This window comes from Solirhodobacter olei (genome assembly GCF_004010155.1).
GTDB classification, from domain to species: domain Bacteria; phylum Pseudomonadota; class Alphaproteobacteria; order Rhodobacterales; family Rhodobacteraceae; genus Solirhodobacter; species Solirhodobacter olei.
Genome location: NZ_RRYH01000015.1, coordinates 73,686 through 95,818, shown reverse-complemented (window position 1 = coordinate 95,818; position 22,133 = coordinate 73,686). Strand labels below are relative to the sequence as shown.

Below are 22,133 nucleotides of genomic sequence, written 5' to 3'. Positions count from 1 at the left end.
GTTTTCCTCCCTTGAGCGTCTCTTGGTTCGGCCGTCGCGCGGGCTCCTCAACCCTCCTGCGCGGCGCCCGTCTTCTCTGCGGCCCCGGAAGGGACCGCGAGCAGCCTGATATCGGCGGCCTCCAGCATCTGCGCCGCGCGGTCGTCGATCCGGTCGTCGGTGATGACAGTGTGGATCCGCCCGAGCGGGCAGAGCACGAGGCTGGAGCGGTTACGGAACTTCGAGCTGTCGACCAGCACAACCAGTTCGTCGGCCTGATCGATCAGCTTCTGCTCGGCCTGGATCAAAAGCGGATCGCCCTCCATCAGCCCGACTGGGCCGAGGCCCTGCGCGCCCATGAACATGCGCCGCGCGTAGAAATGGCTCGATCCGTCGTCCTCGAACGGCGACAGGATGATGTTCTGTTCCCTGTAGATCGCGCCGCCCGGCAGCAGCACCGTGTTCTTCGAGTGTTTCAGCAGATGCTCGGCGATCGGGAAGGAATTGGTGAAAACCTGGCAGCGCCGGGCCGAGAGCGGGTGGACCATCTGGAAGGTCGTCGTGCCGCCGTTGATGATGATTGGGTCGCCGTCCTCGCAGAGCTCCACCGCGGCCCGCGCGATTGCCCGCTTGGCGGCAATGTTGATCGTCTCGTTCACGCTGAAGGGCCGCCCGGCGATGCCGACGAACTGCGGCGGGGCGATCGATTCCGCGCCCCCCCGAACCCTGCGGAGCTTTTTCTGGACATGCAGCGTGGCGATGTCGCGCCGGATCGTCGCCTCTGACGCGCCGGTGAGCGTGACCAGCTCCAGCACGGTCGCCACGGGCCGTTCCTGGACGGCGGACAGAATGATCCGGTGGCGTTCGGTCTCGTGCATAGGGCCCTCCGTTTCGCCGAGGCTTCCATTGATTCCAAGCACTGTCAATCATTTTCGATCATAAGTGCGCATTATGCGCTCGCAGCATGATTGATTGTGATCGTTTATGATTGACATTCCGCCGCAGGCTGTCACAGTTCCGCCGAATGGCGCAGATCTGCGCGAGGGAGGACAAAATGCCGGACACCGCCGCTGCGACACGGCTCGCAAGCCTTTGGGATGAGGCGAAAGCCGCGGGGATGAGTGAGCCGGAGAAGCTTCTCTATCGCTCGAATCTGCTCGGCTCGGACAAGCGGATCACGAACTATGGCGGCGGTAACACCTCTGCCAAGGTGATGGAGCGCGATCCGCTCACCGGCGGCGAGGTGGAGGTTCTCTGGGTCAAGGGCTCGGGTGGTGATGTCGGCTCGATGAAGCTCGACGGCTTCGCGACGCTCTACATGGAGAAACTGCGGGCGCTGAAGGGCGTCTACCGCGGCCTCGCCTATGAAGACGAGATGGTGGGGTATCTGCCGCATTGCACCTTCAATCTGAATCCCCGTGCCGCCTCCATCGACACGCCGCTGCATGCCTATGTGCCCAAGCGCCACGTCGACCACATGCACCCCGATGCCATCATCGCCATCGCCGCCGCGAAAAGCTCCAAGGATCTGACGGAACAGATCTTCGGCGGCGAGATCGGCTGGCTGCCCTGGAAACGGCCGGGCTACGAACTGGGACTGTGGCTGGAGAAATACTGCCTCGAGAACCCGGAGGCGAAGGGCGTCGTGCTGGAATCCCACGGCCTCTTCACCTGGGCGGATGACGCAAAGGACTGCTACGAGCTGACGCTCCGCATCATCAACCGCGCGATGGCCTGGTTCGAGGCGGAGACGCGCGGAAAGCCCGTCTTTGGCGGCGCCCGCCACACGAGCCTCGCAGATGCCGACCGGCGCGCGGTGGCGGCAAAACTGATGCCGGCGATCCGTGGAATGATCTCGAATGACCACCGCATGGTCGGCCATTTCGACGACCAGCCGGCGGTTCTGGAGTTCGTCAACTCCGTCCGGATGCCGGAGCTGGCGGCGCTTGGCACCTCTTGCCCGGACCATTTCCTGCGCACCAAGATCCGCCCGCTGGTGGTGGGCTTCGACCCGGCCAAGCCGGACGCGGAGGCGACGCTCGCCGCGCTGGCCGGCCAGGTGGAGGCCTATCGCGCCGACTACGCCGCCTATTACGAGCGCTGCAAGCGCCCGGACAGCCCGCCGCTGCGCGATCCTAACGCGGTCGTCTACCTCGTCCCAGGCGTCGGCATGATCACCTTCGCCAAGGACAAGGCGACGGCGCGCATCTCTGGAGAGTTCTACGTCAACGCCATCAACGTCATGCGCGGCGCCTCCACCGTGTCGGATTATTGCGGTCTGCCCGAACAAGAAGCCTTCGACATCGAATACTGGCTGCTGGAAGAGGCGAAGCTGCAGCGCATGCCGAAGCCCAAAAGCCTCGCCGGCCGTATCGCCTTCGTCACGGGCGGGGCGGGAGGGATCGGCTCGGCCACGGCGGAGCGGTTCCTGGGTGAGGGCGCCTGCGTGATGCTCGCCGATATCGACGAGCCGGCACTTGTCTCTGCCTCTGCGGCGCTCGCCGGGCGCTTTGGGCGGGATGCGATCCGCACCGTGCACGTCGATGTGACAGACGAGGCCGCCGTCATCGCCGCCTATGCCGAGATTGCTGTGGAATTCGGCGGTTGTGACATCCTCGTCTCCAACGCCGGCATCGCGTCCTCTGCGCCGGTGGAGGACACCTCGCTCGCGCTCTGGAACCGCAACATGGATATCCTGTCCACGGGCTATTTCCTGGCCAGCCGCGAGGGGTTCCGGTTGTTCCGCGCCCAAGGCCTCGGCGGCGCGATCGTCTTCGTGGCATCGAAGAACGGGCTTGCCGCCTCGCCCAACGCCTCGGCGTATTGTACGGCCAAGGCGGCAGAGATTCACCTGGCCCGATGCCTCGCCCTCGAAGGCGCGGAGGCGGGGATCCGTGTCAATGTCGTGAACCCCGATGCAGTGCTGAAGGGATCGAAAATCTGGTCAGGCGAATGGCTCGACCAGCGCGCATCCACCTACCGCACTGACAAGGAGGGGCTGGAGGAGATGTACCGCCAGCGCTCGATGCTGAAACGCTCGGTGCTTCCTGAAGACATCGCCGAGGGCGTCTATTTCTTCGCCTCAGAGCTTTCGGCGAAATCGACGGGCAATATTCTGAACGTCGACGCCGGCAACCAGCAGAGTTTCACGAGGTAGACCCATGACGAGCATGATCGACACGGCGCTGGTCGAGGCGGAGAACGCGCGCCGGGCAGCTGATCTGAAGGACGACTACGAAAGCCTCGGCGCCCGGCTTGCCCGGCGCGGCGTGGATATCAATGCGGTGAAGGCGAAGGTTGCGAGTTACGGCGTTGCGATCCCCTCCTGGGGCGTCGGCACCGGCGGCACCCGCTTCGCCCGGTTTCCCGGTGACGGCGAACCGCGCCATGTCTTCGACAAGCTGGAGGATTGCGCCGTCATCCAGCAGCTGACCCGTGCCACCCCCTCCGTCAGCCTGCACATCCCCTGGGACAAGGCCCCGGCCGCGGATCTGAAGGCCAAGGCGGAGGCGCTGGGCCTCGGCTTCGATGCGATGAACTCCAACACCTTCCAGGACCAGCCGGGGCAGGCACTGAGCTATAAATACGGCTCGCTCAGCCATACCGATCCAGCGACGCGGGCGCAGGCGGTCGATCACAATCTCGAATGCATCGAGATCGGCCGGGCGCTGGGATCCAAGGCGCTGACGGTCTGGATCGGCGACGGGTCGAACTTCCCCGGCCAGTCCGACTTCACCCGCGCCTTCGAGCGGTATCTGGAGGCGATGGCAAAGGTCTATGCCGGACTGCCGGAGGACTGGCGGCTGTTCACCGAGCACAAGATGTACGAACCCGCCTTCTACTCCACCGTCATCCAGGACTGGGGCAGCAACCTGATGACGGCGCAGGCGCTGGGGCCGAAGGCCTACTGCCTTGTCGATCTCGGCCATCACGCGCCGAACGTGAATATCGAGATGATCGTGGCCCGGTTGATCCAGGCCGGAAAGCTCGGTGGCTTCCATTTCAACGATTCGAAATACGGTGACGACGACCTCGACACCGCCGCCATCGCCCCCTACCGGCTGTTTTTGGTCTTCAACGAGCTGGTCGCGGCCGAGGGCAGGCCGGGCTTCGCCCCCGCCCATATGCTCGACCAAAGCCACAATGTCACCGATCCGATCGAAAGCCTGATGGTCTCCGCCATGGAGGTGACGCGCGCTTATGCCCAGGCGCTTCTGGTAGACCGTGCGGCACTGGCGGGGTTCCAGGAGGAGAATGACGCGCTGATGGCGACGGGCACGTTGAAGGAGGCCTTCCGCACTGACGTGGAACCGATCCTCGCCTTGGCGCGCATGGAGGCGGGTGGGGCCATCGACCCGGTCGCGGCCTACCGCGCGTCGGGCTACCGCGGGAAGGTGGCCGGGATCCGGCCCAAGGTGCAGGGCGCCTCTGGCGGGATCGTCTGAGGCGCGGCATTCGAGGGCAATTCCCGGGGCGTCGGTCGCCCCGAAGGATATGGCTTTTGCCCAGGGCTTGCCACGCGTCACAGTGTTTCAATTAATCGGGACCATATCTATTTCCCATCCGTGGTGGTCGCGCCCGGTGCTATTTTGTCAGTGCCGCGGCGGCCGAGCCGATCCACTGTCCAGGTCCCGACATGAGCTTCAGCCCGACGCTCGCCGCCATCCGCTTCGGATCCGGCCTTTCGCCGGCCATCGCCCCCCCAAAGGACGCAACCACCCTCCTCGGGGAACTCTCAGCCCCGGACGCGATGGCAAAGGCCTTCCCGGTCGTCTCCTCCGATGTGATCTGGCCGCTGGCGATCCTGTCCTACGAGACCAATCGCCAGGCCAAGGCGGGCGATGCAGACGCCCGCGCGATGCTCAAGACCGTCCGGAAGGAAGCGCGCCGCAACGGCGAGCTGGGCCTCGTCAGCCTCGTCCAGCGCGGCGTACAGGCCCGGAACGGCTTTCGCGAGCGGCTGCAGGGCTTCTGGTCGGGTCATTTCTCCGTTGTGGCCAAGGACGGTGTGCTGGCTGCACTGCCGACCGCTTTCGCCGAAGAGGCGATACGCCCGCATCTTTCCGGCCGCTTCTCGGACATGCTGAAGGCGGTGGCGACGCATCCGGCGATGCTCGCCTATCTCAACCAGAACACCTCCTACGGGCCGCATTCGCCCGCCGGAGAGCGGCTGCATCGCGGTTTGAACGAGAACCTCGGTCGCGAGATCATGGAGCTGCACACGCTTGGCGTCGGTGCGCCCTATACCCAGACCGACGTGCGCCAGATGGCCTATCTGCTGACCGGCCTCACATACACCCCGCGCCGTGGCTTCTTCTTCAATGCGAGGATGGCGGAGCAGATGACCGAGAAAATCCTCGGCAAGAGCTACGGCGGGCGAGGGGAGGAGAAGCTCGCCCAGATCTACCGCGCGCTCGACGACATCTCGACACGGCCGGAGACGGCGCATCACCTTTCGCTGCAGCTCGCCACCCATTTCGTCGCCGACCAGCCCGATCCGGCGCTCGTCGGCGCGATGAAGGATGCCTACATGGCAACCGGCGGCAGCCTCTGGGCGACCTACCAGGCCATGCTCGCCCATCCCGCCGCCTGGGCGAAGCCTGGCGCCAAGGTCCGTCAGCCCTTCGACTATCTGGTGGCCTCGATCCGCGCCCTCGGCCCCAAGCCGGAGGTTCTGGCGGGGCTCGACGCAAAGCAGGTCCGCCGGCTCCTCCTCTACCCGCTCTCCGCCATGGGCCAGAAGTTCCAAAGCCCCGCCGGCCCCAACGGCTGGCCTGAGGCAGCGGCGGCCTGGATCCAGCCGCAGTTCCTCGCCGCCCGGGTCGATTGGGCAATGTATGCGCCGGTGCAGATCACGCCGGACCTGCCCGACCCGCGCGCCTTCGTGAAAACCGCGCTGGCCGATCTCGCGGGACCGGCGACGCTTTCGGCATCGCAGCGGGCGGAGAGCCCGCGCGAAGGGGTGGGCCTCGTGCTTGCGTCAAACGATTTCAACCGCCGCTAGGAGGCCCCGATGCCCAGCGCCCCGCTCGATCTCCCGGCCTCCGCCCTGGCCGACGCCGCGCCTGATGCCGCACCCGAAACCAGTCTCTCCCGGCGCCGGTTCCTGAAGACCGGCGCGCTCGTCGGGTGCTCGATCGCCGCCCAGCCGTTCCTGACGACGATCACCTTCGCCGCCGCCCCCGGTGACGCACGTTTCGTCGTCCTGATCCTGCGCGGCGCGATGGACGGGCTCGACGTGGTGCGTCCGGTCGGCGACCCGGCCTTCAAGGGGCTCCGGAAGGCGACGCTCGAAGGCAAGCCCTCGATCCCGCTCGACGGGATCTTCGCGTTGCACCCCGATCTCGCCCCCCTGATGCCGCTCTGGAAGGCGGGGGAGCTGGGCTTCGCCCATGCCGTCTCCACCCCCTACCGCGACAAGCGCAGCCATTTCGACGGCCAGGACATCCTGGAAGCTGGCACGGGCCTCGACATGCCCGACCGCTCGGTGAAGGACGGCTGGCTGAATCGGATGCTGCAGGCAATGCCGGGCCTGCATTCGGAGACCGCCTTCGCCGTCGGCCGCGACGAGATGAAGGTGATCATGGGCAAGGCGCCTTATGACAGCTGGGCGCCGGACACCCGGCTTGGCCTTTCGGCGCAGAGCCGGCGTCTGCTGGAAGCGATGTATCACGACGATCCGCTGTTCCGCGACGCGGCGGTGGAGGCGATCGCCCTCACCGGCCAGCTCGACCGCCAGAAGAAGGCCGCCATGGCCTCGGGCGGGATGCAGAACCAGATGATGGCCGCCGCGCTGCCGGCAGTCGACATGACCAAGCCTGACCCTGTCGCGGCCTTCGCCGCGAGTCGGCTGCGGGGCGAGACGCGGATTGCCACCTTCTCCATCACCGGCTGGGACAGCCATGCCGCGCAGCGCCAGATCCTCGGTCGCGAGCTCTCCAAACTCGCCAACACGATCCTGACGCTGAAGACCGGCCTCGGCGACACTTGGAAGAAGACGACCCTTGTCGCGATGACGGAGTTCGGCCGCACCGCCTGGGAAAACGGCAGCGGCGGTACCGATCACGGCACCGGTGGTGTCATGCTCCTTGCCGGCGGGGCGATCAAGGGAGGCAAAGTCTATGGCCGCTGGCCGGGCCTCGACGAGGCCGCGCTTTACGAGCGGCGCGACCTGATGCCGACTGCCGATGTGCGCAGCTATGCCGCCTGGGCGATGCGCGGGCTCTACGGGCTCGACACCGGATTGCTGGAGAACACGATCTTCCCCAAGCTCGACATGGGCAGCAACCCGGGCATCCTCGCCTGAGCCGCCATTGTCCCGCGCGGGGGCTCAGGCCTCCGCGCGGCGGATCAGGTAGATATCCATGATCCAGCCATGCCGCGCCCGCGCCTCGGCGCGGCGGGCAAGGATGCGCGCCCCGGCCTCTGCCAGCGGTCCGGCCTCGGTGATCTCCTCCGCCATCCCGACATAGGCGCCCCACCATATCGAGAGGCCTTCCGGAGCAAGGCCCTGGAACGCGCAATCGCCGTCGAGCATGACAAGGATCGTGTCGACACCTTCCGGCCAGCCGCCTTCGCGCAGCCGCCGGCCGGTGGTGACCGTGAAGGGCGCGCCGATCTCGTTCAGCGGGATCGCATGGGCCGCGGCGAGCGCCTGGATCGAGGTTATGCCGGGGATCACCTCCGTCGGCAGCCCGAGCCGCGCGGCGATGCGCAGCGTGCTGTCGTAAAGCGAGGGATCGCCCCAGACGAGAAGCGCCACCCTTCCATCGTCGCCCGGCAGCCCCTCGGCGATGGCCGCCCGCCAGGCCTCGGCGATGGCATCGTGCCAATCGTCCACCCGTCTGCGGTAGTCGGGCGTGGCAGGATCGCGCATCGGCAAGTCGAACTCCACCATCCGGGTCGCGGGATTGGTGATGATCTCGGCGCAGATTGCGCGGCGCAGCTCGGCGAGGTCGGCCTTGCTCTCCCCCTTGCGGGGGATGAGGACGAGATCGGCCGCGTTGAGCGCGCGGATCGCCTGAAGTGTAAGATGCTCCGGGTTGCCGGTGCCGATACCGATCAACGAAAGCGTGATCATGCCCCTGCCGCCTCTGCGAGGGGTCCGTAGAGGATCAGCGCCGGCGCCGTCCCCGGATCGCCCGACAGCCGCTCAGCCAGCTCCGCAACGGTCGTGCGGACCAGCTGCTGCTCGGGCCGGCCCACGGCCTCGGCCAGAAGGGCGGGGGTGCCGGGCGGCAGTCCCGCGCCGGTGAGCATGGCGAGAAGCGCCGGGAAGGTGCGCTTGCCCATGAAGACCACCGTCGTGGCCATCGGATCCGCGAGCGCAGCAAGGTTCAGATCCTCCGGCAGCCCGCCGGTCACGTCATGGCCGGTGACGAATTGCACCCGCCGCGCCGTGATCCGCCGCGTTAGCGGGATCCCGGCGGCGGCGGCGGCGGCGCAGGCCGAGGGCACGCCGGGGATGATCTCGAACCCGATCCCGGCGTCGCGGAGCGCCGTGGTCTCCTCCTCCAGCCGCCCGAAGAGCCCGGCGTCGCCGGATTTCAGCCGCACGACCCTGGCGCCGGTCTTCGCGTAATCGACCAGAAGCCGGCTCACCTGATCCTGCTTCGGCGAGGCGCGGCCCGCCCGCTTGCCAACGCCGACCAGATCTGCATCGGCCCGCGCATGGGCAAGGATGGGCCCGGAGGAGAGATCGTCGAAAAGGATCGCATCCGCCGCCGCGATCCGTGCCGCGGCCTTCAGTGTCAGCAGTTCCGGATCGCCGGGACCGGAGGAGACGAAGGAGACGAACCCGGTCATGCCGCCCCCCCGATCAGGTGGAAGAAGGAGCCGGAGACATTGCCGCGTCGCGATCCGGTCTCGGCCACCGGCTGGCCCGCGGCATCGGCAACCGCCGCCATCGGCGCATCGGGCTGCTCGACAACCCCGGCGTAATGGAACTCGTGCCCGGCAAGATCGGTGCCCTCGGGCAGGCCGAGGCAGCGGCCCGCAAGCCGTGCCCGCCGGTACCCCAGATGCATCCGCCGCTTGGCGAAGCTGGTGACGAGGCCCAGGAGCCCCACCATCTCGTGCCGCGTGCCCTCGGCATCGACCAGCCCCGCGCCGAGCGCCATATAGCCTCCGCATTCGCCATGAACCGGCCGGGTCTCCGCGAAGGCCCGCAGACCCTCCCGGAACCGCGCGGCAGCGGCGAGTCGGCCGGCGTACAGTTCGGGGTATCCACCTGGCAGCCAGCAGGCGTCGGCGCTCTGGTCAGGCGCCTCATCGGCGAGCGGAGAGAACGGCAGGATCTCTGCCCCCTGCGCCCGCCAGTCGTCGAGGAGATGCGGATAGGTGAAGGAAAAGGCCGCGTCCCGCGCAAGCGCGATGCGCTGGCCGGGTGGCGGTAGCCGCGGCGCCACGGGCGCGGGCAGGGCGCGCGCGGCGGCGGCGGTACGAATCGCCTCCAGGTCGCAATGTTCGGTGACCAGCGCCGCCGCGGCCTCGATCAGCGCCTCCAGCGCCGGATGCTCGCCGGCCTGGACGAGGCCGAGGTGCCGCTCCGGCATGGTTATGGTCGCGACGCGGGGCAGGGCGCCAAGGACGGGCAGCCCCGCCTCCGCCATGCCCGCGCGGATCAAGGCCTCGTGCCGCGGGCTCGCCACGCGGTTGAGGATCACGCCCGCGATCGGCAGGTCCGGCCGGAACCGGGCGAGGCCGAGCGCCACGGCGGCCGCGGTCTGCGCCTGGCCCTTCGGGTCGATCACCATCAGCACCGGCCAGCCCGCCAGCGTCGCGATGTCCGCGCTCGCCCCGGTCCCCGTCGCGCCCGGCTTCGCCACCCCGTCGAAAAGCCCCATGGAGCCCTCGGCAAGGATCAGATCCGCCCCCTTGGCGCGCCCTACCTCTGCCGCGATCCGCCCCGGCGGCATCGCCCAGCTGTCGAGGTTGACCGAGGCGCGCCCCGCTGCCGCGCTGTGGAAGGCCGGGTCGATGTAATCCGGGCCGGACTTGAACGGCTGCACCGCCAGCCCGGCATTGGCGAAGGCCCGCGCCAGTCCCAGCATCACCGTCGTCTTGCCGCTGCCCGATGCTGGGGCCGATATCATCAGCCCCGGCACCGGCCCTGCCACGGAGGTGCGCGCGTCGATCACTTCCGCCCCTCCGGGAAGCGCGGCTCGGGCCCGACGGGGCGGTAGCGGCGGTCGTAATCCCCGGCGTAGAGGCGGCTCTCCGCGAAGCCCTCGGCGGCGAGTGCGGGGCCGACGAGGATCAGGGCGGTGCGGTCGATCTCGGCGGCCATCTGGGCCTCGATGGTTGCAAGACTGCCCCGCAGCACCCGCTCGTCCGGCCAGGAGGCGCGCCAGACCACCGCAACAGGGCAATCTGCGCCGTAATGCGGGGTCAGTTCCTCCACGACCTTGGATAGGACGTGGATCGACAGGTGGATGGCCAGCGTCGCGCCGGTCGCTGCGAAGGCCGAAAGCGTCTCGCCCCCCGGCATCGGCGTCGCCCGGCCGGAGGTGCGGGTGAGCACCACGGACTGCGCCACGCCGGGCAGCGTCAGCTCCGTCGCCAGCGTCGCGGCAGCGGCGGCGAAGGCGGGCACGCCCGGGGTCACGTCGAAGGGAATGGCAAGCGCGCGCAGGCGGCGAAGTTGCTCCCCCATCGCCGACCAGACCGAGAGATCGCCGGAATGGAGGCGTGCCACGTCCTGCCCCGCCGCATGGGCGTCGGAGATCTCGGCCATGATCTCGTCGAGCGAGAGCGGCGCGGTGTTCACGATCCGCGCACCCTCGGGGCAATGCGCCAGGACCCCGGGCGGCACCAGTGATCCGGCATAGAGACAGACCGGAGAGGCCGCGATCAGGTCACGGCCGCGGAGCGTCAGGAGTTGGGGGGCGCCGGGGCCGGCGCCTATGAAATGAACGGTCATTCTCTGGTCTCGGTAGTGGCGATGGCGGCGGTTGCTGTCCCGTCTGCGGAAGTCGCGCGGGGGCCGAGAAGGCGGGCGCCGGGGCCGGCGGCGGCGAGTGCCGCGGCCTCGGCCAGGCTTCCGGTGCCGTAGCGGGCGGCGACGCGGGGGGATCGCGTGAGCGTTTCGGTGGAGGCGAGCGTGGCAAGCGGCACCGGTGTCACGGTCAGCCCCAGTTCGGCGGCCAGCGCAAGAAGTGGCGGCGCCTCGGCTTTGTCGGTGGCGGTGGCAAGGCCGCTCAGCGCCCCGCCGCCCGCCGCCGCGATGGCCTCGGCCAGCGCAGCGGGCGTCGTCCCGTCCCGGAAGCCAAGACCTGCCACCCTCATTTCACCACGCTCCATTGCACCACCGGCCGTGCCGCGCTCCAGCCCCGCTTTCGGCCCAGCGGTTGCGCTTCGGCAAGCTCGATCCGCAGCAGGCTGCCGCCCTTCGCGGCGGACCATTGGGCCAGCAGCGCCTCGGTTTCAAGCGTTACCCCGTTGGCGACAAGCCGTGCGCCTTCCGGCAGAAGCGCCCACAGTACCGAAAGCAGCGCCTCGCTTGCCCCGCCGCCGATGAAGATGGCATCGGGCGGGGCGAGCCCGCCGAGACCCTCCGGCGCCCGGGCCTCCGTGATGCTAAGCCGGGTGCCGACTCCGAAAGCCTCGGCATTTGCCCGAGCGCGGGCGGCGCGGGCCGGATCGGCCTCCAGCCCTGAGGCGCGGGTGCCGGGCGCGGCCAGAAGCCATTCGATTGAAATCGAGCCGGAGCCGAGGCCGATATCCCAGAGATGCTCGCCCGGCCTTGGCGCCAGCGCCGAGAGCGTCAGCGCGCGGACCGGGCGCTTGGTAATCTGGCCGTCATGGGCGAAAAGCGCGTCTGGCAGGCCCGACGCGCGGGGCAGGGCGGGTCCGCCCGCCGCCTCCAGCGCCACCGCGACCGGTGGCCCGCCCGGGTCGGCCGGCGGGACGGTGCGGACGGCGAGAGCGTCGGCCGTCATTTCCTCGACCCGCTCGCGCGGACCGCCGAGCGCTTCCAGCCGCCAGAGCCGCGAGGCCCCGAAACCCTGCGAGGCGAGCCATTGGGCAAAAGCCGGTGCCGCCGCCCCGTCGCGCAGCAGACACAGAAGCCGCGCCCCGGGGGCGAGATGTCGCCGCGCCTCCGCGAAGGGGGCAGCGTGGAGGGCGAGAGTCGTGACGTCTTCTTGCCGCCAGCCGAGCCGGGCGGTCGCCAGCGCGAGGGTCGACGGCGCCGGAAAGGCTCGCCAGTCTCCGGGGGAGAGGTGGCGCGAAAGGCTCCCTCCGGCCCCATGCCAGAACGGATCGCCCGAGGCGAGCACCGCCACCCGCTGCCCGGCAAGCGCCAGAACGGGAGCCACGGAGAAGGGCACCGGCCATGCCTGACCGCGCTCGCCTACGCCCTCTGCCACCCCGGCAAGTACAAGGTGACGTGGCCCGCCAAAGACCACTTCGGCCGCCTCCAGAGCAGCCAGCGCGGCGGGAACCAGCCCCTCGCGCCCGTCCTCACCGATGCCGATGATCGACAGCCAGGACTCAGCCATGCACGCCTCCGCTTGCGATGCGCGCGCGATCGCGGCAGGAGAGGGGGAAGACGGAAGGAGACAGGCGATGCGGGTCCTGCTGCTCGGCGGCACCAGCGAGGCGAGCGCGCTCGCCCGCGCCCTGGCGGAGGCCAGGGTGGATGCGGTCTTCTCCTACGCCGGCCGCACAGGGGCACCGGTAGCCCAGCCGCTGCCGCAGCGCATCGGCGGCTTCGGTGGCGTTGCGGGGCTGGTGAACTGGCTGACGGCGGAGCGCATCACCCACCTGGTCGATGCCACCCATCCCTTCGCGGCGCAGATGAGCGCCCATGCCGTCGCGGCCGCGGCCGAGACCGGCGTGACGCTTCTGGCTTTCGAACGCCCGCCTTGGCGCGCGGGCGCAGGCGACCGCTGGACCCATGTGCCGGACACCGCTGCCGCCATTGCCGCGATGCCGCAGGCCCCGACGCGGATCTTCCTCGCCATCGGCAGGCAAGGCCTTTCCGCTTTCGCCGCGGCCCCGCAGCACCATTATCTCCTGCGACTCGTGGATCCGCCGGAGGCGCCCTTGCCCCTGCCGGATGCCCATGCCGTCATCGCCCGCGGCCCCTTCTCCGAGGCGGGCGACCGGGCGCTGCTCGAGACCCATCGCATCGACCTGATCCTCGCCAAGAATGCCGGCGGCAGCGGCGCGCGCGCCAAACTCGACGCCGCCCGGGCGCTCGGCCTGCCCGTGATCCTGATCGACCGCCCGGAGGTTCCCGACCGGCCGGTCGCCGCGAGCGTTGCCGAGGTGATGGCCTGGCTCTCTCATTCCAGCCGCCTAGGTGTGTAAACGAACCTGCCGACCCGCCGCGTCGCCGAATTGCCCATAAGGACCACGGTCCGCATATCGGCCATCTCGGGCGCCGCCTCCGCCAGCGTCACCGTCTCGATCCGCTCCTCCGGCGTGCTGACGGCGCGGGCGAAGGTGATCAGCTGCTGCCCGCCGCATTCCTCGCGCAGGATCTCCAGCGCCCGGGCGAAGCCCTCGGGGCGGCTCTTCGAGCGGGGGTTGTAGAAGGCCATGGCGAAATCCGCCTGTGCGGCGAGCCGCAGACGCCGCTCGATCACCGCCCAGGGCTTGAGGTTGTCCGACAGGTTGATCGCGCAGAAATCATGCCCCAGCGGCGCCCCGGCATGGGCCGCGGCAGCCAGCATCGCGGTGATCCCGGGCAGCACGCGGATGTCGAGCGCCTGCCACTCCGGCGCGCCCTCCAACGCCTCGAACACGGCCGAGGCCATGGCGAAGACCCCCGGATCACCGGAGGAGACCACGACCACTTGCGCCCCTGCCGCCGCCATCTCCAGCGCATGGCGGGCACGGTCGAGCTCCACCCGGTTGTCGGACGGATGCAGCGTCAGCCCGACGCGCGGCGCGACGCGGGCGACATAGGGGATGTAGCCCACCACATCGGTCGCCTCGGCCAGCGCGGCCTCCACCTCGGGCGTCACCAGCGCGGCGTCCCCGGGGCCGAGCCCGGCAATGGCGAGCCAGCCGCTCATGCCTCGATCTCCGGCCGCCGGCCCTGACCGTGGACGAGGACGATCGCGAAATAGGGGCAGTCGCCCTCCGGCAGATCGGCGAGGCGGGCGACGCGCTCGTCGGCCATCGTGCCGCGCTCCACGAGCCAGGCATCCGCCAGCCGCCCGGCCTCTGTCAGCGCACGGCGGATCTTCGGCAGATTGCGGCCGGTCTTCATCACGACAAGCGCCTCGGCCTCCCGCATCTGCGCCACAAGCCGCGCCTCGGGCAAGGTTCCGGGCAGGACGCAGAGGATATCGTCGCCCCAGGTGATTGGCACGCCGGTTGCCGTCCAGCAGCCCGACATGCCGGTGATGCCGGGGATGACCTCCACCGGCACCAGGCCCTGAAGGCGGGTATAGAGATGCATGAAGGAGCCGTAGAAGAACGGGTCGCCCTCGCAGAGGACGACGACCTCCTCGGTTTCGGCCAGCTGGGCAAGGCGGTCGGCCCAGAGGTCGTAGAACCGCGCCAGCGCCTCGGTATATTCCAGGCTGTCGAAGGCGATCTCGGTCGTGACCGGGTATTCCATCGCATGTTCGATGGCGCCGGGGGCGAGCATCCCCTCGACAATGCGGCGCGCCTGCCCGGCGCGGCCGGCCTTGCGGAAGAAGGCTATGTGACGGGCTCCGCGGATCGCACGGTCGGCCTTCACGCTCATCAGTTCCGGGTCGCCGGGGCCAAGCCCGGCGCAAAGAATGCGGCCCATGCTCATTCCTTCCGGCTGGCAAGCGCGTTGATCGCGGCGACGGTGACGGCCGACCCGCCGAGGCGACCCATCACGGCCATCGACGGCACCGGCGGCGCCTCCATCAGCGCGGCCTTCGACTCGGCGGAACCGACGAAGCCCACCGGGCAACCGATGATCGCGGCCGGACGCGGACAGTCGGGATCCTCCAGCATGTTCAGCAGGTGGAAGAGCGCCGTCGGCGCATTGCCGATTGCCACCACCGCGCCCGCGAGCCGCGGCCGCCAAAGCTCCAGCGCGGCGGCGGAGCGGGTGGTGGAAAGGCGCTGCGCCAGTGCTGGCACCTCGGGGTCGTGGAGCGTGCAGAGGATCTCGTTCTCCGCCGGCAGCCGCGGCCGGGTGATCCCCTCGCTTACCATACGCGCATCGCAGAGGATCGGAGCACCGGCCATGAGGGCAGCCCGGGCGGCCTCGGCCATGCCCGGGGTGAAGGCGACGCTCGCCTCCAGCCCGACGAAACCAAGCGCATGGATCATGCGCACGACGACCGGTTCCTCCTCCGGCGTGAAGCGGGCGAGGTCGGCCTCGGCGCGGATGGTGGCGAAGGACTGCCGGTATATCGCGGCGCCGTCGGTCTCGTAGGCGTGGGGCATCAGGGGGCACCGAATGGGTCAGGGGTGGAGAGAAGCGCCGCGGGCGAGAGCGCGCGGCGAAGGGGCGGGGCACCGGCGGAGGTATCGCGGGCAAGATCGAAGCCCTCCGGCGTGGCCGTCAGAACAAGACCGCAGCGCCCGGGATGAGCGCAGCCCTTGGCGCAGCCGGAGACATGGAGGCTCTGCCCGGCCGTCAGCCTGGGCGCAAGGGCCCGGGCGAGTGTGCGGGTCTCGGCGAGTGCCTGCGGGCAGCCGGGCCGCCCGGTGCAGGCATGGACGCGCAGCAGCGGATCCTCCGGATCTGTCAGAAGCCCGGGCAGGGCCGGTAAGGCGGCGAGCCCGGGCAGGAACACCCCGCGCCAGGGCGTCAGCCGGATTTCTTCGGCAAGCTCGGCAAGGGCCGAGAGCGTTTCCGCCGGCAGAAGCCCGAAGGCCACGACGACAAGCTGCCCTCCGGCCACCGTCCCGGGTGCCGGCAGCGGGGCGGGCGGGGCAGGGGTGACGTCGTAACCCGCTGGCAGGGCGTGGTTTTCCGCAAGGTGCTTGCGCATCCGGCCGCGACCGTTCCGGGCGCCTCCGGTGGCGAGGAACCAGTCGATCAGCTCCGCCAGCGCCTCCGGCAGGGTCTCGGCCGTCACTGGCTTACCCGTGGCCGAGCCGTCGGGCCGCAGCACCAGCCGCCCGTCCGCGGCGCGCTCCAGCCGGATGTCGGCCGCCGTCTCCGCCAGCACCGGCGCAGGGCTGGTATCGAGTGTCGCGCCGAATTTCGCGGGCAGCGGGGCGGCGCGGAGCGCCTCGGTCAGGCTGTTCGCCAGGCCCGCAATCTCCGCCGCCTCTCCATAGAAAGGCGCGATGGCGATGGCGCGCGCGCGCTCGGTTTCCGGGTCGGGGTCGACCAGCCCGTGGGCCGCCAGCTCCGCCAGCAGCGCCGCATGGTCCGCCTCGGCCACGCCACGGATCTGCAGGCTGGCGCGCGAGGTCAGCTCCACTTCCCCCGGTCCGAATCGCACCGCCGCGGCGGCTACCGCCCGCGCCTGTGGCGGGCTGAGGCAGCCCAGCGGCGGGCGCAACCGCACCACCAGCCCGTCGGCCGAGGCCATGGGCGTCAGCGCGCCGGGGCACCAGCCGCGGATCTCGGGCTCGCTCATGCCCGCCCCTCCAGCGCCGCGGCGATGGAGTTGCGCCGGGTGATCCAGAGCCCGGCCTCGCGGAGCGCCGCGAAGGTCTCGTTCATCCGCGCCAGCGCCGCCGGGTTTTCCCGGGCAAGGAACTCCGCCACCTCGGGCCGGCCCAGCGTCGCCTCGTGGTAGAGGTCGAAGAGATGCGGCGGCACGGCGCGGGCGAGATGGGCGAAGGCGGCGAGATGGTCGAGCGTCGCCGCGATCTCCGCCCCGCCGCGAAAGCCGTGGCGCATCATCCCCTCGGCCCAGGTCGGGTTGGCGGCGCGGGCGCGCACGACGCGGGCGATCTCTTCGGAAAGCGCCCGGGCCCGCGGCGTCTCCGGGTTGGTCGCGTCGAGGTGGTAGAGCGCGGGCGCGGGGCGCCCGAGCCGCGCGGCGGCGGCGGCGATCCCGGCCTCATGGGCGGCAAAATCCTCGGCCAGCAGCAGGTCCGTCTCCGCCAGATCCTGGGAATGGACGAAGGCATCGGCCGTGCCCACGCGGGCCTCCAGCGCCGAACGGGCCTCGCGGCTCGCCCCGTCCGCGCCGATCGCCCAGGCGGAAGCGGCCAGCCAGGCCGCGCCCGCCGCCGCGCGCGCGGCATCGCTGAAATCGGTGGGATCTGCCGCGATGCCAAGGCCATAGGCCCCGGGCTTCGGCCCGAAGACGCGAGGGCTGAGCGCGGCATAGGGGTTTTCAGCCGGATCCTCGTCGCGCTCCGCCAGCGCCGCGGCACCCGCCTCGAAAAGCTGGGCAAGGCCGGGAAAGATGTCGCGGAAGAGGCCGGAAACCCGCAGCGTCACGTCGATCCGCGGCCGGCCGAGCAGCGCCGGCGGGATCACCTCGAACCCCGAAACGCGAGAGGAGCCCTCGTCCCAGACGGGCGCGAGGCCGGCGAGGTGCAGCGCCATGGCGAAATCCTCGCCCGCCGTCCGCATCGTGGCAGAGCCCCAGAGGTCTACCACCAGCCCCCGTGGCCAGTCGCCCTGGTCCTGCAGGTGGCGGCGGATCAGCTCCTCGGCGAGCTTCACGCCCTGCGCATGGGCGGCGCGCGTCGGCACCGCGCGCGGATCGACGGCGAAGAGGTTGCGCCCCGTGGGCAGCACATCCGACCGCCCCCGTGCCGGCGAGCCGGAGGGCCCGGGCGCGACCCGCCGGCCGTCAAGCGCGGCCAGAAGCCCGGTGCGCTCCTCCGCCCCGCAGGCGCCGCGCCCGAAGACGTGGAGCCCCTCGCCGAACCGGCTTTCCTTCAGATCGCAGACGAAACGGTCGATCCGGGTGATCGCCTCTGCCGCGCTCGCGCCGGGCGGCAGCGCCAGGTCCTCCTCCACCCCCCGGGCGCGCGCCTCCTCTCGGATCGCGGCGACCAGCCGGCCCCGCCGCGCCGGGTCGAGCCCGTCGGCGGTGGAATATTCGTCCAGGAGGCTTTCGAGCCGAGACAGCGCCTCCGGCAGGGCAGAGGCGACGAGCGGCGGCGGCAGGTGGCCTAGGGTGACTGCGCCAAGCCGCCGCTTGGCCTGCGCCGCCTCGCCGGGGTCATTGACTATGAACGGGTAAATCACCGGCATCGCGCCGGTCAGCGCCTCCGGCCAGCAATCGGCAGATAGCGCGACCGACTTGCCCGGGAGCCATTCCAGCGTCCCGTGCGCGCCGATATGGACGAGCGCCGCCAGCCCCCGAGCGCGCAGCCACAGGTAGAAGGCCACATAGGCGTGCCGCGGCGTGGCGGCGAGGTCGTGGTAGCTCTCCTCCCGCCCGGCGCGGCGCCCACGCTCGGGCTGCAGTGCGACGAGCACGCGGCCAAGCGCGAGGGCCGGGAAGTGGAAGGCGCCGTCGCGCACCGCCGGGTCGTCCTCCGGCGCGCCCCAGGCCTCGGTGAGCTGCTCGCGCAACGCCTCGGGCAGGGTGGCAAGTGCTGTGCGGTAATCGGCGAGCGACCAGGCCAGCGTCTCGACCCCCAGCCGCGCTGCCAGCCCGGCCTCGGGGCCAATCGCGTAGCCCGCCGTGGCGAGATCGGAGAGGATCGCCTCGGCCGAGGCCAAGGCATCTAGCCCGACGGCATGGGCCATCTGATGCGCCCGTCCGGGGTAGGTGGAGAGGATCAGCGCCAGCTCCCGCTCCGCCGCCGGGGTTGCGGCAAGCCGCTGCCAGCCCGCCACCCGGGCGGCGGCGCGGGCCACCTGCTCGGGCTCGGCCCGATGCACGAAGCGCGAATATTGCAGCGCGTCATCGCGCGGCGTCGGCGCCTTGAAGCTGACGGCGCCTGCGAAGAGCCGCCCGTCCACCTCCGGCAACACCACATGCATGGCGAGGTCGGCCGGCGACAGCCCGCGATCCGAACCTGCCCAGTCCCGCCGCCGCGCGGTCGAGAGTGCCACCTGGAACACCGGCGCCCCCGGCCCGTCGAGCGGCGAGCGCCCCTCCGCCCCCTGCGCCGAGAAGGCGGTCGCATTGACGATGACAGCGGGCGGATGCGCAGCCAGAAGCTCGGAAACCAGCGGCGCGGCGCTCGGGGCCTTCAGCGAGGGCGCGAAAAGGCCGTAAGCGGCAAAGCCTTCCGCTTCCAGTGCCCCAATCAGCGCGTCGATCGGGCCGAGATCCGCCGCCGTCAGATAGGCTCGGTAGAACGTGACCGCCGCCGCCGGCCGCGGATCCTCCGGCAGCGCGGCCACGACGCCCCGCCCGGGCAGGTATAGCCCGACCTCCGGCACCGTCTTTGCGCCCGCGACCGGTCCGGCATAGAGGCCTGCGGCAAGCGAAAGCTGCGCCAGCGCCGCCTGCGCGGCAACCGCGCCGCCGGCGTCACACAGCGCCGAGAGCCGGCGGAGGGTGGAGGTGGGAAGCGTCGAATAGGCATCGAGCGCCGGATCCTCGCGCCCGTCGGCGGGCAGCACGGCCAGCGCCACGCCCTTCCGTTGGGCGAGATCGCGCAGCGTCGAGAGGCCGTAGCTCCAATAGGCCTCGCCGCCGATCAGCCGGACCAGCACCGCCCTGGCACCGTCGAGCGTCCGCTCGGCATAGGTGTCGACTGACAGCGGATGGCGCAGCGCCACCAGGTTGGCGAGGCGCAGCGAGGGCAGGGTGCTCCCCGCCTCCCGCGCGCGGTGCCAGCCCGCCGCGAAGGCGCCAAGGTCACTGTCGGAAAACGAGAGCACCACGAGATCGGCCGGATCCTGGCCGAGATCCTGCGGGGTCTCGGTTTCCTCCAGTCCATGACTCTCGCGGAAGACGACATGCACGGCGCGCGCGCTCCCTCAGGCGCCGAGCGCGGTTCGGATGCGCGCGGCATCCACATCGCCGCGCTCCGCGATCACGACGAGCTGCGAAGCACGGGGCAGGCTGCCCCAGGGGCGGTCGAATTGGCAGCGCACCCGCGCACCTACCGCCTGCACCAGAAGGCGCATGGGCTTCCCGGCCAGCGCGACATAGCCCTTCACGCGCAGGATGTTCTGCTCGGCTGCCAGCTTTTCGATCGCGACCACCAGCGCCTCCTGGCTTGCCTGTTCCGGCAGATCGACAACGATCGTGTCGAAGTCGTCATGCTCGTGATCGTCCGCCCCATCGTGATGCGAGGGCCGGGCGGCGAGGTCGTCCTCCGCTGCCGCGTTGAGACCGAGGATGACGGCCGGGTCGACCTCGCCATCGCGCACCGGAACCATCGGGATGCGGCGCGGCGCCTCGGCTTCGATCGCGGCGCGGGCGGCGGCGATGCCGGCTTCGCCGGCGAGATCGGCCTTGGTCAGCAGGATCAGGTCGGCGCAGGCGATCTGGTCCTCGAAGACCTCTCCCAGCGGCGTGTCGTGGTCGAGGCTGTCATCGGCCTCGCGCTGGGCCTGTACCGCCTCCGGATCGGGCGCGAAGCGGCCGGCGGCCACGGCCTCGGCATCGGCCAGCGCGATGACACCGTCCACGGTGATGCGCGAGCGGATGGCGGGCCAGTCGAAGGCCTTCAAAAGCGGCTTCGGCAGGGCGAGGCCGGAGGTCTCGATCAGGATATGGTCGGGCCGCTCCGGCAGGGCGAGGATCGCCTCCATCGTCGGCAGGAACTCGTCGGCGACCGTGCAGCAGATGCAGCCATTGGCGAGTTCCACGATGTTCTCCGCCGGGCAGCTCTCATCGGCGCAGCCCTTCAGGATCTCGCCGTCCACACCTTGGCTTCCGAATTCGTTGACCAGCACGGCGAGACGGCGGCCGCCCGGATTGGCCATCAGGTGGCGGATCAGCGTGGTCTTGCCGGCGCCGAGAAAGCCGGTGACGACGGTGACGGGGATCTTGGCGAGGTCGCTCATGGCGCGGGCTCCTGCGGGGGGATTCTGGCGATGGATTGCTTGCGGAAGATCACGGGCCGCTCGCGCCAGGGCACGAGGCCGTTCGGCGCGCGGGCATAGGCTGCGGCCCCGGCGAGGATGTCGGGCGCATCCTCGGGGGCCAGCCGGCCGTAGACATAGCTCCACCGCCCCGGGGCGGAGAGCGCGACGGCGGCGCCGGTGTTGCAGGCAGACAGGCACTCGACCGGGCGGATCGTCACGCCCTCGGGGCAGTGCCCGGCCTGAAGCGCGGCCAGCAGGCGCGCGCCGGGGCAGGGCATCCCTTCCACCGGCTCTCGCCCGGCGCGGCAGGTGATGCAGACATGGAGCGTCGCGCCCATCGGGTCCTCTCGGTCGGCGGCGGCCGTGGGGGCATGCGAGACGAGGACGGGCCGTAAGGCCACACCACCGTCCGTCGCGGCGCACCCCGGCCGCCCGGTCAGTCTTGCCGCTGGCAGGTCTCCCGGCTAACGGATATGAGCCTCTCGGCCCTGCGGCCGCCCGCCTTCCCGGTCTATGGGACCAGTGGCATCGGGCGACCTCTCCGGTCACGGTCGCGGGGGCGGCTGCGCTCGGGGTTTCCCCTGTCGCATTCCCTCTTCGGCCCGACGCAAGCCGGGCACCAGCATGGCGTCAGGTGTGGCAGGATGCCCCCTGTTGTCAAGAACAAGGAGCGACGCAATGGGCCGCAAACCCGTCAGCGAGGAAGAGCACGCCGCCAAGAAGGCGAAGATCAAGGCCGCGCGCGACCGGATGATGGCCGAGAAGACCGGCGAGAAGGGCCTGATCATCGTCCACACCGGCCCCGGCAAGGGCAAGTCCTCCTCCGGCTTCGGCATGATCCTGCGGTGCATCGCTCATGGCATGCCCTGTGCGGTCGTCCAGTTCATAAAGGGCGCCTGGGACACGGGCGAGCGGCGGCTCCTGACCGAGCATTTCGGGGATCTCTGCCAGTTCCACGCCATGGGCGAGGGCTTCACCTGGGAAACCCAGGACCGCGCCCGCGACATCGCCGCCGCCGAGGCGGGCTGGGAGAAGGCCAAGGAGCTGATCCGCGATCCGTCGATCCGCATGGTGCTTCTTGACGAGATCAATATCGCGCTACGCTACGAATACCTCGACATCGAGGCCGTGATCGCCTTCCTGCGCGAGGAGAAGCCCGAGATGACCCATGTCGTCCTTACCGGCCGCAACGCCGCCGAGGGGCTGATCGAAGCCGCCGACCTGGTGACCGAGATGACGCTGGTCAAGCACCCGTTCCGCGCCGGAATCAAGGCGCAGGCGGGGGTGGAGTTCTGAGCGT

Annotated in this window: 20 protein-coding genes and 1 riboswitch; of the genes, 6 read left to right on the top strand and 14 right to left on the bottom strand. The window is 70.3% G+C overall.

The annotated features are described in order from the left end of the window. Positions 1 to 47 precede the first annotated feature (47 nt). On the bottom strand, positions 48 to 857 hold the full coding sequence (locus EIP85_RS12270) for a DeoR/GlpR family DNA-binding transcription regulator (protein WP_127902476.1): 810 nt from the start codon (positions 855 to 857) through the stop codon (positions 48 to 50). A gap of 176 nt (positions 858 to 1,033) precedes the next feature. Between EIP85_RS12270 and EIP85_RS12265 the strand changes: the two genes are divergently transcribed. From EIP85_RS12265 to EIP85_RS12250, 4 genes are all read left to right on the top strand, one after another. Then, complete coding sequence (locus EIP85_RS12265) at positions 1,034 to 3,136, top strand: bifunctional rhamnulose-1-phosphate aldolase/short-chain dehydrogenase (protein ID WP_127902475.1); 2,103 nt, start codon at positions 1,034 to 1,036, stop codon at positions 3,134 to 3,136. Positions 3,137 to 3,149: 13 nt separating this feature from the next. After that, positions 3,150 to 4,424 carry an L-rhamnose catabolism isomerase gene (gene rhaI / locus EIP85_RS12260; protein WP_206615535.1) on the top strand — a complete coding sequence of 425 codons (1,275 nt, stop codon included), beginning with the start codon at positions 3,150 to 3,152 and terminating at the stop codon, positions 4,422 to 4,424. Between the two features lie 191 nt (positions 4,425 to 4,615). Next, a complete protein-coding gene (locus EIP85_RS12255) occupies positions 4,616 to 5,983 on the top strand; it encodes a DUF1800 domain-containing protein (RefSeq protein WP_127902473.1) in 1,368 nt (455 codons plus the stop codon). A 9-nt stretch (positions 5,984 to 5,992) separates the two neighbouring features. Then, entirely contained in the window at positions 5,993 to 7,285 is a 1,293-nt protein-coding gene (locus EIP85_RS12250) for a DUF1501 domain-containing protein (protein ID WP_127902472.1), read from the top strand. Positions 7,286 to 7,309: 24 nt separating this feature from the next. On the opposite strand, the gene cobF is transcribed toward EIP85_RS12250, so the two are convergent. From cobF to cbiE, 6 genes are read right to left on the bottom strand one after another with little or no spacing between them, the layout of a single operon-like run. After that, positions 7,310 to 8,059 carry a precorrin-6A synthase (deacetylating) gene (cobF, locus tag EIP85_RS12245; protein ID WP_127902471.1) on the bottom strand — a complete coding sequence of 250 codons (750 nt, stop codon included), beginning with the start codon at positions 8,057 to 8,059 and terminating at the stop codon, positions 7,310 to 7,312. Further along, the gene (gene cobA / locus EIP85_RS12240) at positions 8,056 to 8,784 is read right to left on the bottom strand and encodes a uroporphyrinogen-III C-methyltransferase (RefSeq protein WP_127902470.1); all 729 of its coding nucleotides are present in this window, start codon (positions 8,782 to 8,784) and stop codon (positions 8,056 to 8,058) included. Before cobA ends, cobF begins: the two co-directional genes overlap by 4 nt. After that, positions 8,781 to 10,073: a cobyrinic acid a,c-diamide synthase CobB gene (locus tag EIP85_RS12235; RefSeq protein WP_164871723.1), complete on the bottom strand. Its 1,293-nt coding sequence runs from the start codon at positions 10,071 to 10,073 to the stop codon at positions 8,781 to 8,783. The genes cobA and EIP85_RS12235 overlap by 4 nt, the downstream gene beginning before the upstream one ends. A gap of 41 nt (positions 10,074 to 10,114) precedes the next feature. Further along, positions 10,115 to 10,900, bottom strand: coding sequence for a precorrin-4 C(11)-methyltransferase (gene cobM / locus EIP85_RS12230; protein ID WP_127902468.1), 786 nt, complete (start codon positions 10,898 to 10,900; stop codon positions 10,115 to 10,117). After that, positions 10,897 to 11,265 (bottom strand): cobalamin biosynthesis protein, encoded by a 369-nt coding sequence (locus tag EIP85_RS12225; RefSeq protein ID WP_127902467.1) that lies wholly within the window; start codon positions 11,263 to 11,265, stop codon positions 10,897 to 10,899. The genes cobM and EIP85_RS12225 overlap by 4 nt, the downstream gene beginning before the upstream one ends. Beyond that, positions 11,262 to 12,479, bottom strand: coding sequence for a precorrin-6y C5,15-methyltransferase (decarboxylating) subunit CbiE (cbiE, locus tag EIP85_RS12220; RefSeq protein ID WP_127902466.1), 1,218 nt, complete (start codon positions 12,477 to 12,479; stop codon positions 11,262 to 11,264). Before cbiE ends, EIP85_RS12225 begins: the two co-directional genes overlap by 4 nt. A 67-nt stretch (positions 12,480 to 12,546) precedes the next feature. Here cbiE and EIP85_RS12215 point away from each other — a divergent pair, with 67 nt between their 5' ends. After that, entirely contained in the window at positions 12,547 to 13,293 is a 747-nt protein-coding gene (locus EIP85_RS12215) for a cobalt-precorrin-6A reductase (RefSeq protein ID WP_127902465.1), read from the top strand. Here EIP85_RS12215 and cobJ read toward each other — a convergent pair. The 7 genes from cobJ to EIP85_RS12180 are packed head-to-tail and all read right to left on the bottom strand — an operon-like array spanning position 13,269 to position 21,171. Then, positions 13,269 to 14,003, bottom strand: a complete 735-nt coding sequence (gene cobJ / locus EIP85_RS12210) for a precorrin-3B C(17)-methyltransferase (protein ID WP_127902464.1) — start codon at positions 14,001 to 14,003, stop codon at positions 13,269 to 13,271. The two genes, EIP85_RS12215 and cobJ, sit on opposite strands and share 25 nt — an antisense overlap. Beyond that, positions 14,000 to 14,731 (bottom strand): precorrin-2 C(20)-methyltransferase, encoded by a 732-nt coding sequence (locus EIP85_RS12205; RefSeq protein ID WP_206615527.1) that lies wholly within the window; start codon positions 14,729 to 14,731, stop codon positions 14,000 to 14,002. The genes cobJ and EIP85_RS12205 overlap by 4 nt, the downstream gene beginning before the upstream one ends. A 2-nt stretch (positions 14,732 to 14,733) precedes the next feature. Beyond that, entirely contained in the window at positions 14,734 to 15,363 is a 630-nt protein-coding gene (locus EIP85_RS12200) for a precorrin-8X methylmutase (RefSeq protein ID WP_127902462.1), read from the bottom strand. Continuing rightward, a complete protein-coding gene (gene cobG / locus EIP85_RS12195) occupies positions 15,363 to 16,511 on the bottom strand; it encodes a precorrin-3B synthase (protein ID WP_127902461.1) in 1,149 nt (382 codons plus the stop codon). Before cobG ends, EIP85_RS12200 begins: the two co-directional genes overlap by 1 nt. After that, positions 16,508 to 19,762, bottom strand: coding sequence for a cobaltochelatase subunit CobN (cobN, locus tag EIP85_RS12190; protein WP_127902460.1), 3,255 nt, complete (start codon positions 19,760 to 19,762; stop codon positions 16,508 to 16,510). Before cobN ends, cobG begins: the two co-directional genes overlap by 4 nt. 15 nt (positions 19,763 to 19,777) lie before the next feature. Beyond that, complete coding sequence (gene cobW / locus EIP85_RS12185) at positions 19,778 to 20,812, bottom strand: cobalamin biosynthesis protein CobW (protein WP_127902459.1); 1,035 nt, start codon at positions 20,810 to 20,812, stop codon at positions 19,778 to 19,780. Next, complete coding sequence (locus EIP85_RS12180) at positions 20,809 to 21,171, bottom strand: DUF1636 family protein (protein ID WP_127902458.1); 363 nt, start codon at positions 21,169 to 21,171, stop codon at positions 20,809 to 20,811. The genes cobW and EIP85_RS12180 overlap by 4 nt, the downstream gene beginning before the upstream one ends. Before the next feature lie 95 nt (positions 21,172 to 21,266). Further along, positions 21,267 to 21,472: riboswitch (cobalamin riboswitch) on the bottom strand. A 39-nt stretch (positions 21,473 to 21,511) separates the two neighbouring features. Between EIP85_RS12180 and cobO the strand changes: the two genes are divergently transcribed. After that, a complete protein-coding gene (cobO, locus tag EIP85_RS12175) occupies positions 21,512 to 22,129 on the top strand; it encodes a cob(I)yrinic acid a,c-diamide adenosyltransferase (protein WP_127902457.1) in 618 nt (205 codons plus the stop codon). Positions 22,130 to 22,133 lie beyond the last annotated feature (4 nt).